Here is a 13,701-nt window from a genome sequence, read left to right as displayed (position 1 = left end):
ATGGCGCTGAAAAACGCATCACCATGGCCTGCGGCCGAACCGGGCATGAGTGCGCCGTTCCAGCTTCATCGGGAAGCACTGGCCGATGTTGCCGCCGATCCCGCAGCCGTTTTTGCAGTGCTGGACGATCACAGGCGGCTGTCTGCGCACATGGAGAAGCCGTCTCTCATGATGGCCGGCGCAACGATGAAGACAGAGCTCGACAGTCTGCGGGGCCAGGCGGTGGGATCAGTGATACGCATGAAAGGCGTGATCCTGGGAGTGTCTCTGCATGTGGAGGAAGTGGTTACTCACCATGAGCCTCCTTTTCGCAAGACCTGGGAAACGCGCGGTCAACCGCGCTTGCTGGTGATCGACCAATACCGAATGGGGTTCGAACTTGCCCCGGCAGCTACCGGCGCCCGCTTGCGTGTCTGGATTGACTACAGCCTTCCAACCGGCTTTGCGGGGCGTTGGTTGGGAAAACTCCTGGGTCAGGTCTACGCAGATTGGTGTGTGACCCGCATGGCCCGGGACGCAGTGGATTTTTTTAACAAGGGGTAATCATGTCTGGAATCAGAAACTGGCTGGTGATGGCGGCAATGCTGTCAGGGTGGGGTGTTGCGGGTGTCTGTTCAGCGGCAGACAAGGTGTATGTAGCGAACGAGGATGCCGACACGGTCAGTGTGCTGGATGCTGCGTCGTTCAAGTTGCTCGCCAACGTGCGTGTCGGCGGAAAACCGCATAACGTGCAGGTGTCGCCGGATGGAACGCGGGTGTGGGTGACCAACAATGGAGAGCCGGCTGCTGCAGATGCTTCTGCCCATCAGGACATGGGCAAGGACGAACATCAGGCCACAAGCGGTGCTGGTGCCGTCTGGGTCATTGACGCCGCGACCGATGCAGTGGTTTCGAAAGTACCGGTAGGGTTGCATCCAGCTCATGTTGTGCTGACCCCTGATGGGCGTTTTGCCTACGTGACCAATGGTGGTGACAACACGTTGAGCGTGATAGATGCGTCGACGCAACGCCGGGTGTCAACGATAGCGGTTGGAAAATTTCCTCACGGTATTCGAATCAGCCCGGATGGCAAACAAGCCTATGTTGCCAACCTCAAAGGGGGCACGGTATCTGTTGTTGATACAGCCAGCCAAAAAGAGGTGACGCAAATACCGGTGGGCAAAGGGCCTGCCCAGGTTGGCTTTACGCCCGACGGGCGTCTCGCTTTTGTTTCACTGTCAGGCGAAAACGCCGTTGCTGTGATCGATCCTGCGACCCGCAAGGTCTTGCGCAGGATTGGTGTCGGAACGGTCCCCATCCAGTTGTTCTCGACGCCGGATTCCACCACCTTGCTTGTTGCCAACCAGGGAACGCGGAACAAGCCGGGCAAGACCCTTAGCATGATCGATCTGGAGAGTTTCAAGGTGATCGGGACCATCGAAACCGGCGCCGGTACCCACGGTGTGGCTATTAACCGGGAGGGGCGGTACGCCTACATCACGAACACCTACGCCGGTTCGCTGTCGGTGCTCGATATCAGGAAGCGCAGTGTGGTTGCAACCGTCTCCGTTGGCAAAGGGCCCAACGGTGTCAGCGTCAGACCATGAGAACTTCAACAGGAGCCTGTTCATGCAGTCGGCCAAAATGAGAATGCGTGCTTCCGCCAAGGTGTTCGCCGCCTGCAGTTTATGGATGGTGGGGCTGGGCGTTTATTTCCTGTTCCTGCGCCCAGCCCTGCTTCCGGAGGATCCCCGTTTTATGGGGAGTTCCATGGAAATCCTGCTGACTGCAGCGCCCGGCCTTTTGCGCTGGCTTGATCATGTATTCAATGTGATGGGTGGTTTCATGGTCGCCACCGGCGCACTGACCCTGCTGGTGGCTTGCCGTTACCTTGCCAACCGTGCCAGGGGAACGTTTGCAGCGATGACGCTGGCCGGAGCAGCCAGCGTCATGCTGATGAGCGCAACGAACTTCATGTTGCAGTCGGATTTTCGCTGGCTGCTGCTGGTGCCTGCCATGCTGTGGATTTCAGGGTTGATCTGCTACCTGCGGGAAGAGGCTTCCGGACAAGTGTTTCCTGAGTGAGCTGAGTGGCCTCTCTGATAGCGCGGTCAGGCATTGCCCAGCCACGGTTGCACGAAAGCAAACCAGCCGCCAGCAAAATAAATCGCTACGCTCACTCCGTACACCCGTGTTGACGTTTGCCGCATGCGCATACAGGCCTGGCGCAGTGCGGGATCAAGCGGGCAGGGAGCCGACCGGTTGCGCCATTGCAGCACGCCGCTGAACGCCAGCATCAGGCCAGCCGCCGCAAACACTGCTTCCTTGTACTCGCTGACCCAGACCAGCCCAGGCATGGCGGAAACAAGTGTGGACAGCGCCGCGCCGGCGCCCATCGCCACCAGCAGGGCCGGCAACGCGCAGCAGATCAGCGTGCCGGAGCTGGCAAACAGCGCGGCCCAGGAGGACCAGGCCGATGTCTTGTCGACCGGGTCGCGCAGGGGCGGCGTCATTTGTTTTTTGCTTTCATCTGGGCCTTGATGTCGGCCACCGATTGCGCCACCGTTTCCAGCCTGGTCACGTCATATCCCGCTTCCTTGATTTCATGGCTGATGGCTTTGCCGTCCAGCGCCCGGCCGTCCTTGGCTTCCACGACCACGATTTTTTTCTTCAGGTCCACGAACACGGCCTGGGTGGCCGGCATGGCAGACAGGCGTTTTTCAATGCCCTGTGCGCAGAATGCACACACCATGCCGTTGACGGTGGCCTTGATGCTTTCGACCGCAAATGCAGAGGAAAAAATGCCTGTAGCCAGGGTAGCACCTGCGCAGGCTGCTATGAATTTGATAGTAAATGATTTCATGATGAGTCCTTGAATGAAAGAGGTAGGTGAATTTTCAGAAGATGTACATGAAGTTGAAACGGCCCTGCTTCATGTTGTTGATGCCAACCTCGACGAAGTAACGGTTGTGGATGAAGCGCAGCATCGGCGTGATTTCGGTTTTCTCCGACAGGCCACGCATGCGCCGCGCTTCCAGGATCAGCCAGGGCTGCATTTCGTCATAGTCGGTTTCGTAAAAGGAGAACCCGGTCCGCACCGAGGCAAAGTCGTGCCTGATGCCAGGCGCGCGGTATAGCCGCACAGACCCGGACACATAGACACGTGTGGTTTCATAGTCGGCCGAGACGCCGGGAGCCAGCATGGTTTTGCTGCCCCCAAAGTCATTGCCTTTGAGCTGCCCCGCACCACCCACAAACCAGAAGTTGGCCTGTGAGTGCTCCCCGTTGATACGGTGCGCCAGCCGGGTGTAAGTCAGTTCCGCAAACTCGCGGGTCAGGCGCCTGTCGTCCGAACGCATGTAAACGCCGCCGACACCGAAGGCATCGCGTGCGGTGACGGCGTGGTTGACCCAGGCCTCGCGCCAGCCGGGGCTGAAGTCCCCCATGGCCATGGTGCTGTCCTTGAAGCCCATGGGACCGGCCTGCACCGAAGTGGATGTGCCGGCCACAAGGGCCGCAGCCAGAAGAAAGCGGTACCAGGCCGTCATTTCGCCGCCTTGATCTGCGTGATCACCAGCTCGCCGTCCTGCATTGCGACGGAGAAAGTGACCCGGTCACCCGCCTTGAGTGGCGCCAGCATCGTCGGGTCGCTGACCCTGAAGGGCATGGTCATGGCTTCCATCCGGATGCTGCGGATGGGCGCGTGCTTCAAGGTGATCTTGCTGCGGGGAGCGTCGACCTTGACCACTTTCGCCTTCACCACTTCGGCGGATTCGGGGGCCGGCTTTGCGGCATGGACCATCGCGACTGCGCCGAGGCCTAGCAGTGCCGCGAGTGACGTGTATAAAAAATATCTCATTCCAGTTTCCTGCATGCAGGCGGCAAGAGCCGCCGGTTTTTGAAGCGTCTGCCTGGGTCGGCAGACGTACCTTGGGCATGGAAATCAGGAAATAGGCGGTTTGATGCCTGAAGGCTGGTCGGCGCTGTTGAAAAGGAGTCCGGCGTCCATCGGTGCCGCGTGCGGCAGCCAGGCTGCAGCCTGCACGACTGCTCCGGTGAAAGAAGCCATCGCCAGGCACAGCTGGCAGGTGTCGCAACCCTGGCAGAGCATGCCGGCCTGGCTGGCTTGCGCCGATTCGGCCGCGGTGTCTGCCATCTGCGCATGCATGGGGCAGTCCTCCGGCATCGGGGTTGGGTCACCCGCAGCAACAGCCTGCGCAAGGGCGGCATGCTGCGACGCCATGTCCACCGCCATGGCATGGCCGACCCACCCGCGCACAGGAAGCACGGCGATCAACAGGGCAAGCAGGAGGTGACGCATGGAGGAATGATACGGGGACGGGCGAAAAGTTCAAAACCCCGGACTAGGCCGGGATGCGTCTTACCTGGCGGGCTCGATCGACAGGACGGTGTAAGCACCGTCGATCTTGTCGGCGGTGAAGCTGACCTTGTCGCCGGGCTTGACCTTGTCCAGCAGGGTTTTGTCCTTGACCTGGAACACCATGCTCATGGCCGGCATGTCCAGGTTCTTGATCTCGCCGTGTTTGAGGGTGATCTTGCCGGCGTCCTTGTCGACCTTGCGGACTTCGGCTTCGGTGGCGGGCGGGCCGGCCTGCGCGAAGGCAGCCGACGTGACCAGGGTGGCAATCAGGGTGGTGAAATGTTTCATGGGGAAATCCTTTCGGTTCAGGTGCGGTGGTAACTTTGATAAACGCGGGTACTGCCGTTGCGGCTGATGAGCACAACGTCGTACGGGTCTTTTCTGTCGCCGTAAATCTTGCCGTCCATGCCGGGCGAGCCGACCGGCATGCCGGGCACCGACAGACCAACGGCGGCTGGGCGTTCCTTGAGCAGGCGGTGCACCTCGCGGGCGGGCACGTGGCCCTCGATGGCGTAGCCACCGACCAGCGCGGTATGGCAGGAGCCGAGCTTGTCGGGCACGCCCAGCCGCTTGCGCGCGGCGGTGTTGCCGCTGTCGTGTACCTTGACGTCGAAGCCATTGGCTTCCATGTGGGCCACCCAGTCCTTGCAGCAGCCGCAGCCCGGGTCTTTCCAGACTTCGACCTGCGGCCGGGTCTGGGCCATCAATGCAGGCGCCAGCAGGGAAGTGCCGGCGAGGCTGGCGATGGCTTGAATAAGGAATCTTCTTTGCATGAGTTTCTCTTTGGAGTGAGGGCTAGCGGGAAGCCGCCACAGTGATTTTTCCTGTCATGCCGGCCTGGTAGTGGCCGGCAATCAGGCAGGCAAAGTCAAAGCTGCCGGGTTTGTTGAATGTCCAGATGAGTTCGCCGGTTTTGCCCGGTCCTACGTGTGCCATGTAAGGCTCTTCATGTTCCATGGCGGGAAACTTCATCATCAGTGCGGCATGTTCTTCCAGGTCCTTTTTTGTACCTATCACCATTTCATGCATGACTTTGCCGCCGTTTTTAATGACGAACCGGATCGTGTCGCCTTGCTTGACGTTGATCTTGTCGGGATCAAAACGCATGTTGTCGGTCATGGTGAAAGTGATGGTTCGGGTGACGGCCTTGGCGTCGCCTCCAATGCCCCATTCCTTTTGTTCTTTCTTGACCGGGCCGGCTTTTTTTGCGTGCGCCTCGTCGCCGTGGGCGAAAGCGAAGGTACTGGCGCTTGTTATCAAAACAACGAGGAGGGCTGAGGTGAATTTTTTCATGGATATTTCCGTTTCGGTTAATGATGCTTGCTTGAGGGTGTGAAAGAGTCAGGCGATCCGGTGTAGCCGCGCAACTGCGCATAGCGGGAGATCTGCTCCGGCCTCAGCAGTGCGGTTTGCTGCAGATGGGTTTCCAGATGCGACTTGCGCAGCAGGGCCTGAAGCCTGCCAATGCGGTCAGTGTGGGCCGCCAGCCGGGCTGCGTCGATCTGGCGCGATGAAAAAGCCAGGTCCAGCGCACGTTCAGCTTCCACCAGCTGTGCGCCCAGTTCGCGAGCCTCCGCTTTGTGGCGACTCATCAGCACTTCGCTGGCCTGCTTCTGCTCACTGCTCAGCTCGAGTTGCGCAGCCAGCTCCAGCGTGTGCATGGGCCCGGGGTAGCCGTTGAGCTCGGCGGCCTTGGCCAGCTCCATGCCTTTGCCGGCCAGCAGGTCGGTTGTCTGGGTGGACGAGAGGGCCTTGATTTCGCGCGTCTGCTGGCCTGCATAGGGGCTGGCTTCATGTGACGGCTGGTGGGAATGTTGACCAAATGCGCCTCCAGCTCCCATTAATAATGCGCTGGCAGCTATCAATTTGAGAGTAAGTTGGTTTGTCATGTTTTTCCTTTCAGTCAATGGCCGGCATGGCCGGAAGGTTTGCGGATCTGAACCTGTGTCACCGGGCCCGGTGAGGCTGCCGGCATGGCTTTGCTGCCGGCGCGTGGCCGCGCCGGGTCGGGCAATGCGCCCGTCCATTCGTAAGCGACTGTGCCGGCCGGGTGCTTGTACCAGCCCGGGTCCCTGTAGTCGCCGGGCTTCTGGTTTTTGCGCACCTTCAGCATGCTGAACATGCCGCCCATTTCGACCGGGCCGAACGGGCCGGTGCCGGTCATCATGGGTGCGGTGTTCTCGGGGATTTCCATCTCCATCTCGCCCATGTCGGCCATGCCGCGCTCGCCCATGACCATGTAGTCGGGCACGGCCTTCTGCATTTTCTTGATCAGGCCGCGGTGGTCCACACCGATCATGGTCGGTACATCGTGGCCCATGGCATTCATGGTGTGGTGGCTCTTGTGACAATGAAAGGCCCAGTCGCCTTCCTCGTCGGCGAGGAATTCGATCTGCCGCATCTGGCCCACCGCGACGTCGGTGGTGACTTCAAGCCAGCGTGTCGATTTCGGCGTGGGGCCGCCGTCGGTACCGGTCACCACAAACTCGTGGCCGTGCAGGTGGATCGGGTGGTTGGTCATGGTCAGGTTGCCCATGCGTATGCGCACCTTGTCGCCCTTGCGTACGTTGAGCGTGTCGATGCCCGGAAAAACCCGGCTGTTCCACGACCACAGATTGAAGTCGGTCATGGTCATGATCTTGGGTGTCATGCTGCCGGGGTCGATGTCGTAGGCGTTGAGCAGGAACACGAAGTCGCGGTCCACCTCGTCGATCAGCGGATGTTTCGCCTTCGGGTGCGTGATCCAGAAACCCATCATGCCCATGGCCATCTGCGTCATTTCGTCGGCGTGCGGGTGGTACATGAAGGTGCCGGGCCGCCTCGCGACGAACTCGTAGACAAAGGTCTTGCCTACCGGAATGGCAGGCTGGGTCAGGCCCGAGACACCATCCATGCCATTGGGCAGTCGCTGGCCGTGCCAGTGCACGCTGGTGTGTTCGGGCAGCTTGTTGGTGACAAACATGCGCACACGGTCACCTTCCACCACCTCAATGGTCGGGCCGGGGCTTTGCCCGTTGTAGCCCCACATGTTGGCCTTGAAGCCGGGCGCCATCTCGCGCACCACCGGCTCGGCCACCAGGTGAAACTCCTTCACGCCGTTGTTCATGCGCCAGGGCAGGGTCCAGCCGTTGAGCGTGACCACCGGGTTGTAGGGCCGGCCCGTGCTGGGTACCAGCGGCGGCATGGTGTCGGGTTTGGCCTGTATCACCGGCTCGGGCAGCGCGGCCATGGCGACGCGGTTCACCGCGCTGGCTGCCACCGCGGTCGCCGTGGCAGCGGCTGCACCGGCAAAAAATCGTCTGCGTTCGTTGTTGATGTTCATGTCAATGTCCTCGGGCTTCGCTGCCGCCGGCAGCAGGGCCGGCGGCCAGGGGCGCCATGCCGGCGGAGGTCCCTGTCAGTGTGGTTTGAAGGTCGGTGTCGGCCAGCCAGAAGTCGCGCTGCGCTTCGATGCTGGCATTGACGGCCGCGATGCTGGTGCGCGTGTCGGCCAGCAGCTCGAACACGCTGGCCAGCATGCCGTTGTAGCGCAGCAGCAGTTCGTTGTTGATGAACTTGCGCAGCGGCACCACCTCGTTGCGGTAATGCAGCGCCAGGTCATGCGCGGTGCGCCATGCGTGGTAACTTTCGCGTGCCTCGGAGCGGGCCTGGATGGCTGTTTCGCGCACGCGCGCCACCGACTGCATGTACTGGTTTTGTGCGCGCGCATTGCCGGCACCACCCCAGTCGAAAATAGGCAGCGGCAACTCAAGCTCCCAGCCGCGCTTGATTTCCTTGTCACCGGTCGCGTTGTCGAACGTGGTGTTGCGTGAGTACTTCGCGTCGAGCGCGTTAATGAAGCCGGTGGTACGGGTCAGGCCCATCGAGTCGGCGACGTAGCTCGCCTGCGCCATGCTGGCGCGCACGTCCAGGCGGTCGCGCAGCGCGCGGGCTTCGATGTCCGGCATCTCCGCCACTGTTTTCGGCAGGTCCGGCAGGCGCTCGCTGAGCGTGAACTGCGTCTGCGTTCCCCACAAGCCCATCAGGCGGATGAGTTTTTCGCGTGCGGCATACGCCGCGTTCTGGCTGCGTGCCAACTGCGCCGCGGCATCGGCAACAAAGGCCTGTTCGCGTGCCTGGTTGAGCTTGCTCCAGTTGCCCACACGTGCCAGCCGCCGGGCCAGCTCGCCGCTGGCCTCGGCCGCGTCCTTCGCGTCTTTCATGTAGCTGGCGGTCTGTTGCGCGGCGACGGCGTTGATCCAGGCCTTGCGCGTGTCGGCGGCGAGTTTGACAACCTCTTGCGCGGCCTGCAGCTTGGCCACCTCATGTTGCTGGCTCTGGTATTTGGCACGCCAGGGCAGGGTGAGCAGGCCGATGACGTTGAAGCCGATGCCGCGCTCAATCTCCACCTTGCTGCCTTCGACAAAGCGGCCAATCGAGAAATGTGGGTTCGGCAGCGTGCCGGCACGTACACGGTCGGCGTCGCTGATGCCCAAGGTGGCCATGGAGGCGTGGATGCCCGGGTTGTTGAGCAGCGCAATGCGTACGGCCGATTCCGCGCTCAGGGGGTCGGCCAGCAAGCGGTTCACCGCTTCGCGGGTTTCTGCACTGTCGCTGCGCCCGACCGGGGCTTGTACCCCCGACGTTTTGCCGGCAGTCAATGTATTGATGTCGGCCAGGTTGCCGTCGGGCGACAGGCTGGCGCAGCCGGCCAGTGTCGCGGCCGCCAGCAGGGCCGTTGCGGATTTGTGGAATGAAAACATGGTGCAGCTCAATGTTTGTGGGGATGGGCCGTCGCAGGTGGGGCGGCATCCGTTCTGGCCGCAGGGGCCGCTGGCGTTGCCTGCTGCTCCGACTTGAGGATGTCGGGGTGGCCGCGCGTGAAGCGGCCGACGTCGTTATTGGCTTTTTTCCAGTCTTCGCGCCCGGCTTCCACACCGGTGGGGAGATCTGAAAACACGGAGCGGTAATTCACCGCGGGCACGGGCGCCGCCGGATCGGTGGCTTGCGGGGCTGGTGAACCCTGGGCGTTGGCTATACCTAGCGGCAGAACCAGCATGCAAAAAAAGAAACGGATGGTCACAAAAATCTCCTGACAGACAAGCGGGGCGATCGAAAAAATCGCGCGAATCCGGCGAAAAGGCGTGAAGCCCATGCCGGATGGCAAGTACAGACCCACTACGGGCCTGGAGGTCAGGAAATCGGTGGTTTTTGACCCAGCGCTGCGACGGCGCTGGCAAATTGGGCGGCCGGCGAATGCGGTAGCGCAGGAGGAATCGAGAGGGAAGCGGTGCGGGCTGCCAGCGGCGACAGCGCCATCGTGTTGCAGGCCTGGCAGGCCGCACAGGATTCGCAGTGTCCGGTGGCTTCCGGGGTCAGGGGAGCGGAAGCGTCGCCAGCGGCGTGTCCTGCGCAATCGGGAGGCGTTGCCGCCGGGTGCGCCATGGATTTTGTGGCTGTTTCATGTGTGGCTGTTTCATGGTCAAAATGCCCGTCCGCCCTTGTTTCATGGGTGGGAGAAGCTATGAATTTTGTAGCAACAGAAACCCGCTGCAAATGACCGGCGGCCATGCCCGTGGCCATTGCATCGCCCACCATGCCGCGCAGGAGCAGCAGGAAGATCATGGCGATGAAAAAGAGGCGGCGCATAAGTTAATGATACGGCAGAGCGGTGAAAGTTCAAAAAAAAGATCGCTGGGCTGGAGCGCTCGCCTGCCGTATCAGTTGGCCCAAATGTTCGTCAACCGGCCTAGGCGCAAACGCACTGACGGTGGCACGACCGGGGTTTCCAGCAGGAAGACGCTGCAGGAGGTGACCCAGCGGAACCAGCCCCAGGCGAAACACCTGCCCGGCCGCTTCGCGCATGTCCCGGGTCTGCAGTGCAAAACGCAGCATCGCTGCGTGTGAGGCCCAGTGGAGGCTGAAGTCATGCTGCCCGACCACGTGCGCGGCTTCCAGCCATGCCCAGCGCTCGCCGGTTTCTGCGGCGCCGGTCGTTTTGAAACCGAGCATCAGCTGCCTGAAAACCCGGTGGCGCTCGTCATGGATGAAGGTGTTCATGCATGTATCCGGGCCAAGCGGCTGGCACGCAATTCGCGCCGTGCCTGTTGCATCACCGACCAGCCGCCCCAGATCGCCAGGCTGCCCATCACCGCCGCCACGGCCAGGTCGGGCCAGGCGCTGCCGGTGCCGAACACACCCAGCGCAGCCAGCATCACGGCCAGGTTGCCGATGGCATCGTTGCGCGAGCACAGCCACACGCTGCGCATATTCGCATCGCCTTCGCGGTAGGCGTACAGCAGGGCCGCGACCAGCACGTTGGCAAGCAGCGCGAGCAGGCCGATGGCGCCCATGGTCAGGGCTTCGGGCGCGCCGCCCTGGGTGGCCACCCACCCCGCCCGGCCCAGCACAAACACGCCGAAGGCCAGCATGCTCGTTGCCTTGAGCAGCGCCGCGCGGGAACGCCAGGCCAGGCCCAGGGACAGCACCGCCAGACTCACGCCGTAGTTGGCTGCGTCGCCAAAAAAGTCGATGGCGTCAGCCAGCAGCGAAACCGAGCCGGAGCGAAAGCCCGCCGCAATTTCGATGGCAAACATGGCCAGGTTGACGGCCAGCGCGACCCAGAGGATCTTCCGGTAGCGCGGACTGTTGGCCTGGGCGGCCGTGGCATCGTGGTCGCAGCAATGAGCGGACATTGAGGGCTTCTCCAGTGTTTTCGGGTTGATGGCATGATTGGAAACCCTCAAGTCACTTCAAGGTCAAGCGATGCCTGTTTCAAGCCCATCCGCCGTCCGGGGTTATCAGATCGGCGAGGCCGCGCGGCAAAGCGGCGTCAGCACAGCGAACATCCGGTTTTATGAAAAGGAAAACCTGCTCAGTCCACAGGGCCGGGGCGACAACAGCTATCGTTTATATAGTGAAGGCGATGTGCACCAGCTGCGTTTCATCCGCCTGTGCCGGGCCATGGACATGTCGCTGGACGAGGTGCGCACCTTGCTGGGGCTGGACCTGAACAACAAGACGGATTGCGCAGCGGCACGCGACGCGCTCGACGGGCACTTGGGCCATGTCCGCGCGCGGCTGACGGAGCTGAAGGCGCTGGAGAAAGACCTCAAGGCGCTGCGTAACCGCTGCGACGGCAGCGACACGCATTGCCACATCATCGAAGCGCTGCACGAACTGGCTGATGCGCAGGTTTCGACGCCGTCTCGTCCGGCACCGAAAAAGCGCCACGTGTAGACGGTGAGCATGCGGTTTAACGACTGAACGGCAGTGCTAAAACTTTCCCCAGTTCATTGCTCGCAGGGTATTGCGCCGGTTCCTTGACGCCCAGTGCGATTGGCAGGCGCTTTGGATGGTATTCAAAAGTGCCAAAAACAAGATCCCAAAACGGAGTCAACACACCGTAGTTTTTGGCTTCGTCTACGTTGGCGCTGTGGTGGTAGCGGTGCAATTCAGTGCCGACCAGCAAATAATTCAAAGGGCCGGCTTTGATGTCTACATTGAAGTGCGATACCAAACCCTGTAACCCCATCAGCGCATTGAATAAAAATATGGACTCCGGCCGTGCACCCAGTACGACCAAGGGCAGTTGCACCAATGCCAGTGAGATCACCAGATTCAGCGGGTGCCCTACCGGATGCATCAGCAAGTACACCTTGTCGGGCAGATGATGCGCAACGTGTACTTTCCATAGCCACGCGCCCCAACGGCCCGGGCTTTCATGACTCAGGCGGTGGTACCAGTACTGGAAAAACTCGAACACCAGCAGTACTGCGAGAAACTCCATCAAGATGGATGTATTGGCAACAATGCCGGTGTTCAGGCGGCTCATATCCAGTGCCAACCAGCCCGCACCCAGTTTCAGCAGCGCTGTGACCCCACCATTGACCGCCATGTATTTCAGATCCCGGCGAAAGCTTGCCCAGGTCATTTTCCATTCGGCTTTAGCCGGATGCAAGAACTCAACGGCCAGTAACAACAGAATGCGCAGGCCGGCCATCCAGGCAAATACGGTCGCCAGATTCCAGCCATACGCCAGCGCCCCGAAATATAAAGAGAGTGTGATACCTAGCAGCAGGGGATAAAACAGGTAGGACACAAAAGTAGCAAGAGCGACGTTTGCCGGAAAACTGGAGGAGGCGGGCGCAGGAGTGGTCATAGTCATTTCACGGTGATGGCAACGGTTTGGGTGTTAGGGCCGACACTGAATGCCAGTTTTTTCGAATCGGGCAATCCAGACAGCAAGCTCAGCTCGAATCCGTTGGAGTAGCCCAGGGGTTCTGCTGGAAGACGGAAAATGTTGTGGTCCAGATCGTTGTTACCGTTGATATCGTGGAAAGCGATCAGCGCGTAGCGGCCTGGTTCCAGGTTCACAAAAGTGACGATGACCGGCTGATCGGAAACGGGTTGCCTCTGCTTGGCATAGGGCTTGCCAAATACGTCACCGCCTTCCCTGAACAGATGGGCAACCACTTGGCCGTGGCTGTTTTGCAGCCCCAGAACATTGACATGCAACAGGGCGCGGGCCGGCTCCTGAGCCTGGACGGCGCTGGTTGCGAAGGTGCATGCGCTCAAAAGAGCGAAATAGTTTTTCTTGCGTGAAGTGCTGCGCAATACTGGTGGCGGCATAGAATTCCTGTTATCAATAGCGGACACGGTGTTCAATAAATAACTTGATGGCCGCTATCTTCTGATCCCCCTCAAAGGCCGCAAAGCGCCTCGTGGTGAAATTTGTTCGATAGCAGACAGAACACCAACTTGTGTTCAGGAGCCATGCATGAAATCGCGCTTGCCCGCCTCTGTGGAAGTTCTGGATCGCCGTATCCAACGGACCCGTGATGCTTTACGTGAAGCTCTGATGCAGCTGATGGTGGAGTGCGGATGGGATGCCATCGATGTACAGACACTGTGCGACCGAGCCAATATTGGCCGATCCACTTTCTATCAACACTATCCCAACAAGGAGGAGTTACTCAAAGCCAGCTTTGCGGGGTTGCGCAGTGCACTGCTTGCACAAGCCCAGGCAAGCCCGGCGCAGTCAGAGCAACTGGCGTTTGTGTCGGGATTGGTGGACCATGTGCATGAAGCACAGGATGTGTTTCGTGCATTGCTGGGCCGCAGGTCTGGCCACTACGTGCAGGACCGTTTTCGCGAACTGTTGATAGAGCTGGTGCAGGCTGGAGCGCCTGCCGGCAAATCACGCAGCTGGCAATCGGCTGCCCGGGCACATTATTTGGGGGGCGCGCTGTTTGAAATGCTGGCTTGGTGGCTAGGTAAAAATCAGCCGCAGAAGCCAGCGGAAATCAAGGATTTGTTTCATCAATGGAGCAGGCCTGTGCTAGCGGCGCCAGCTTCGTAAA

Annotated in this window: 22 protein-coding genes; 5 read left to right on the top strand and 17 right to left on the bottom strand. The window is 60.6% G+C overall.

All coding sequences use genetic code 11. The features are described 5' to 3' along the window. The 3 genes from B0B52_RS03330 to B0B52_RS03320 are packed head-to-tail and all read left to right on the top strand — an operon-like array spanning nt 1 to nt 2,064. The gene (locus B0B52_RS03330) at nt 1-543 is read left to right on the top strand and encodes an SRPBCC family protein (protein WP_254425622.1); all 543 of its coding nucleotides are present in this window, start codon (nt 1-3) and stop codon (nt 541-543) included. 2 nt (nt 544-545) lie between these two features. Further along, on the top strand, nt 546-1,586 hold the full coding sequence (locus tag B0B52_RS03325; protein ID WP_077592196.1) for a cytochrome D1 domain-containing protein: 1,041 nt from the start codon (nt 546-548) through the stop codon (nt 1,584-1,586). A gap of 22 nt (nt 1,587-1,608) precedes the next feature. Continuing rightward, nucleotides 1,609-2,064 (top strand): hypothetical protein, encoded by a 456-nt coding sequence (locus B0B52_RS03320; protein WP_254425621.1) that lies wholly within the window; start codon nt 1,609-1,611, stop codon nt 2,062-2,064. 26 nt (nt 2,065-2,090) lie between these two features. Here the strand turns inward: B0B52_RS03320 and B0B52_RS03315 are convergent, their stop codons facing one another. The 15 genes from B0B52_RS03315 to B0B52_RS03245 form a co-directional block, all read right to left on the bottom strand. Further along, nucleotides 2,091-2,492: a hypothetical protein gene (locus B0B52_RS03315; protein WP_077592195.1), complete on the bottom strand. Its 402-nt coding sequence runs from the start codon at nt 2,490-2,492 to the stop codon at nt 2,091-2,093. Continuing rightward, on the bottom strand, nt 2,489-2,842 hold the full coding sequence (locus B0B52_RS03310) for a heavy-metal-associated domain-containing protein (protein ID WP_077592194.1): 354 nt from the start codon (nt 2,840-2,842) through the stop codon (nt 2,489-2,491). Before B0B52_RS03310 ends, B0B52_RS03315 begins: the two co-directional genes overlap by 4 nt. A gap of 34 nt (nt 2,843-2,876) precedes the next feature. Continuing rightward, on the bottom strand, nt 2,877-3,527 hold the full coding sequence (locus tag B0B52_RS03305) for a hypothetical protein (protein ID WP_077592193.1): 651 nt from the start codon (nt 3,525-3,527) through the stop codon (nt 2,877-2,879). Next, complete coding sequence (locus B0B52_RS03300) at nt 3,524-3,838, bottom strand: copper-binding protein (RefSeq protein ID WP_139351796.1); 315 nt, start codon at nt 3,836-3,838, stop codon at nt 3,524-3,526. The genes B0B52_RS03305 and B0B52_RS03300 overlap by 4 nt, the downstream gene beginning before the upstream one ends. An 84-nt stretch (nt 3,839-3,922) precedes the next feature. Beyond that, nucleotides 3,923-4,300 (bottom strand): hypothetical protein, encoded by a 378-nt coding sequence (locus B0B52_RS03295; protein WP_077592192.1) that lies wholly within the window; start codon nt 4,298-4,300, stop codon nt 3,923-3,925. A gap of 60 nt (nt 4,301-4,360) precedes the next feature. Beyond that, nucleotides 4,361-4,648 (bottom strand): copper-binding protein, encoded by a 288-nt coding sequence (locus B0B52_RS03290; protein ID WP_077592191.1) that lies wholly within the window; start codon nt 4,646-4,648, stop codon nt 4,361-4,363. Between the two features lie 17 nt (nt 4,649-4,665). Beyond that, nucleotides 4,666-5,133, bottom strand: a complete 468-nt coding sequence (locus B0B52_RS03285; RefSeq protein WP_077592190.1) for a DUF411 domain-containing protein — start codon at nt 5,131-5,133, stop codon at nt 4,666-4,668. 22 nt (nt 5,134-5,155) lie between these two features. Further along, nucleotides 5,156-5,653 (bottom strand): plastocyanin/azurin family copper-binding protein, encoded by a 498-nt coding sequence (locus B0B52_RS03280; RefSeq protein WP_077592189.1) that lies wholly within the window; start codon nt 5,651-5,653, stop codon nt 5,156-5,158. A 17-nt stretch (nt 5,654-5,670) separates the two neighbouring features. Beyond that, the gene (locus tag B0B52_RS03275; RefSeq protein WP_217349771.1) at nt 5,671-6,249 is read right to left on the bottom strand and encodes a Spy/CpxP family protein refolding chaperone; all 579 of its coding nucleotides are present in this window, start codon (nt 6,247-6,249) and stop codon (nt 5,671-5,673) included. Between the two features lie 14 nt (nt 6,250-6,263). After that, nucleotides 6,264-7,682 carry a multicopper oxidase family protein gene (locus tag B0B52_RS03270; protein WP_077592187.1) on the bottom strand — a complete coding sequence of 473 codons (1,419 nt, stop codon included), beginning with the start codon at nt 7,680-7,682 and terminating at the stop codon, nt 6,264-6,266. A gap of 1 nt (nt 7,683) precedes the next feature. Next, a complete protein-coding gene (locus tag B0B52_RS03265; protein WP_077592186.1) occupies nt 7,684-9,102 on the bottom strand; it encodes a TolC family protein in 1,419 nt (472 codons plus the stop codon). Nucleotides 9,103-9,110: 8 nt separating this feature from the next. After that, nucleotides 9,111-9,422: a hypothetical protein gene (locus B0B52_RS03260; RefSeq protein WP_139351795.1), complete on the bottom strand. Its 312-nt coding sequence runs from the start codon at nt 9,420-9,422 to the stop codon at nt 9,111-9,113. 110 nt (nt 9,423-9,532) lie between these two features. Then, nucleotides 9,533-9,988 (bottom strand): hypothetical protein, encoded by a 456-nt coding sequence (locus tag B0B52_RS03255; protein ID WP_077592184.1) that lies wholly within the window; start codon nt 9,986-9,988, stop codon nt 9,533-9,535. A 30-nt stretch (nt 9,989-10,018) separates the two neighbouring features. Continuing rightward, nucleotides 10,019-10,399 (bottom strand): DUF3703 domain-containing protein, encoded by a 381-nt coding sequence (locus tag B0B52_RS03250; RefSeq protein ID WP_077592183.1) that lies wholly within the window; start codon nt 10,397-10,399, stop codon nt 10,019-10,021. Beyond that, nucleotides 10,396-11,034: a cation transporter gene (locus tag B0B52_RS03245; RefSeq protein WP_077592182.1), complete on the bottom strand. Its 639-nt coding sequence runs from the start codon at nt 11,032-11,034 to the stop codon at nt 10,396-10,398. The genes B0B52_RS03250 and B0B52_RS03245 overlap by 4 nt, the downstream gene beginning before the upstream one ends. A 70-nt stretch (nt 11,035-11,104) precedes the next feature. Here B0B52_RS03245 and B0B52_RS03240 point away from each other — a divergent pair, with 70 nt between their 5' ends. After that, nucleotides 11,105-11,578: a Cd(II)/Pb(II)-responsive transcriptional regulator gene (locus tag B0B52_RS03240; RefSeq protein WP_077592181.1), complete on the top strand. Its 474-nt coding sequence runs from the start codon at nt 11,105-11,107 to the stop codon at nt 11,576-11,578. 16 nt (nt 11,579-11,594) lie between these two features. On the opposite strand, the gene B0B52_RS03235 is transcribed toward B0B52_RS03240, so the two are convergent. Together B0B52_RS03235 and B0B52_RS03230 are read right to left on the bottom strand one after the other, a co-directional pair. Further along, nucleotides 11,595-12,506, bottom strand: coding sequence for a sterol desaturase family protein (locus B0B52_RS03235; RefSeq protein ID WP_217349770.1), 912 nt, complete (start codon nt 12,504-12,506; stop codon nt 11,595-11,597). Further along, nucleotides 12,503-12,997 carry a DUF2141 domain-containing protein gene (locus tag B0B52_RS03230; RefSeq protein WP_139351794.1) on the bottom strand — a complete coding sequence of 165 codons (495 nt, stop codon included), beginning with the start codon at nt 12,995-12,997 and terminating at the stop codon, nt 12,503-12,505. The genes B0B52_RS03235 and B0B52_RS03230 overlap by 4 nt, the downstream gene beginning before the upstream one ends. A gap of 121 nt (nt 12,998-13,118) precedes the next feature. On the opposite strand from B0B52_RS03230, the gene B0B52_RS03225 reads away from it, so the two are divergent. After that, the gene (locus B0B52_RS03225; protein WP_077592178.1) at nt 13,119-13,700 is read left to right on the top strand and encodes a TetR/AcrR family transcriptional regulator; all 582 of its coding nucleotides are present in this window, start codon (nt 13,119-13,121) and stop codon (nt 13,698-13,700) included. Nucleotide 13,701: the final 1 nt, after the last annotated feature.

Source organism: Polaromonas sp. A23 (assembly GCF_002001015.1).
In the GTDB taxonomy this organism is placed as follows: Bacteria; Pseudomonadota; Gammaproteobacteria; order Burkholderiales; family Burkholderiaceae_C; genus Polaromonas.
The sequence above is the reverse complement of the archived record's forward strand: the minus strand, read 5'-3'. Positions and strand labels throughout refer to the sequence as shown.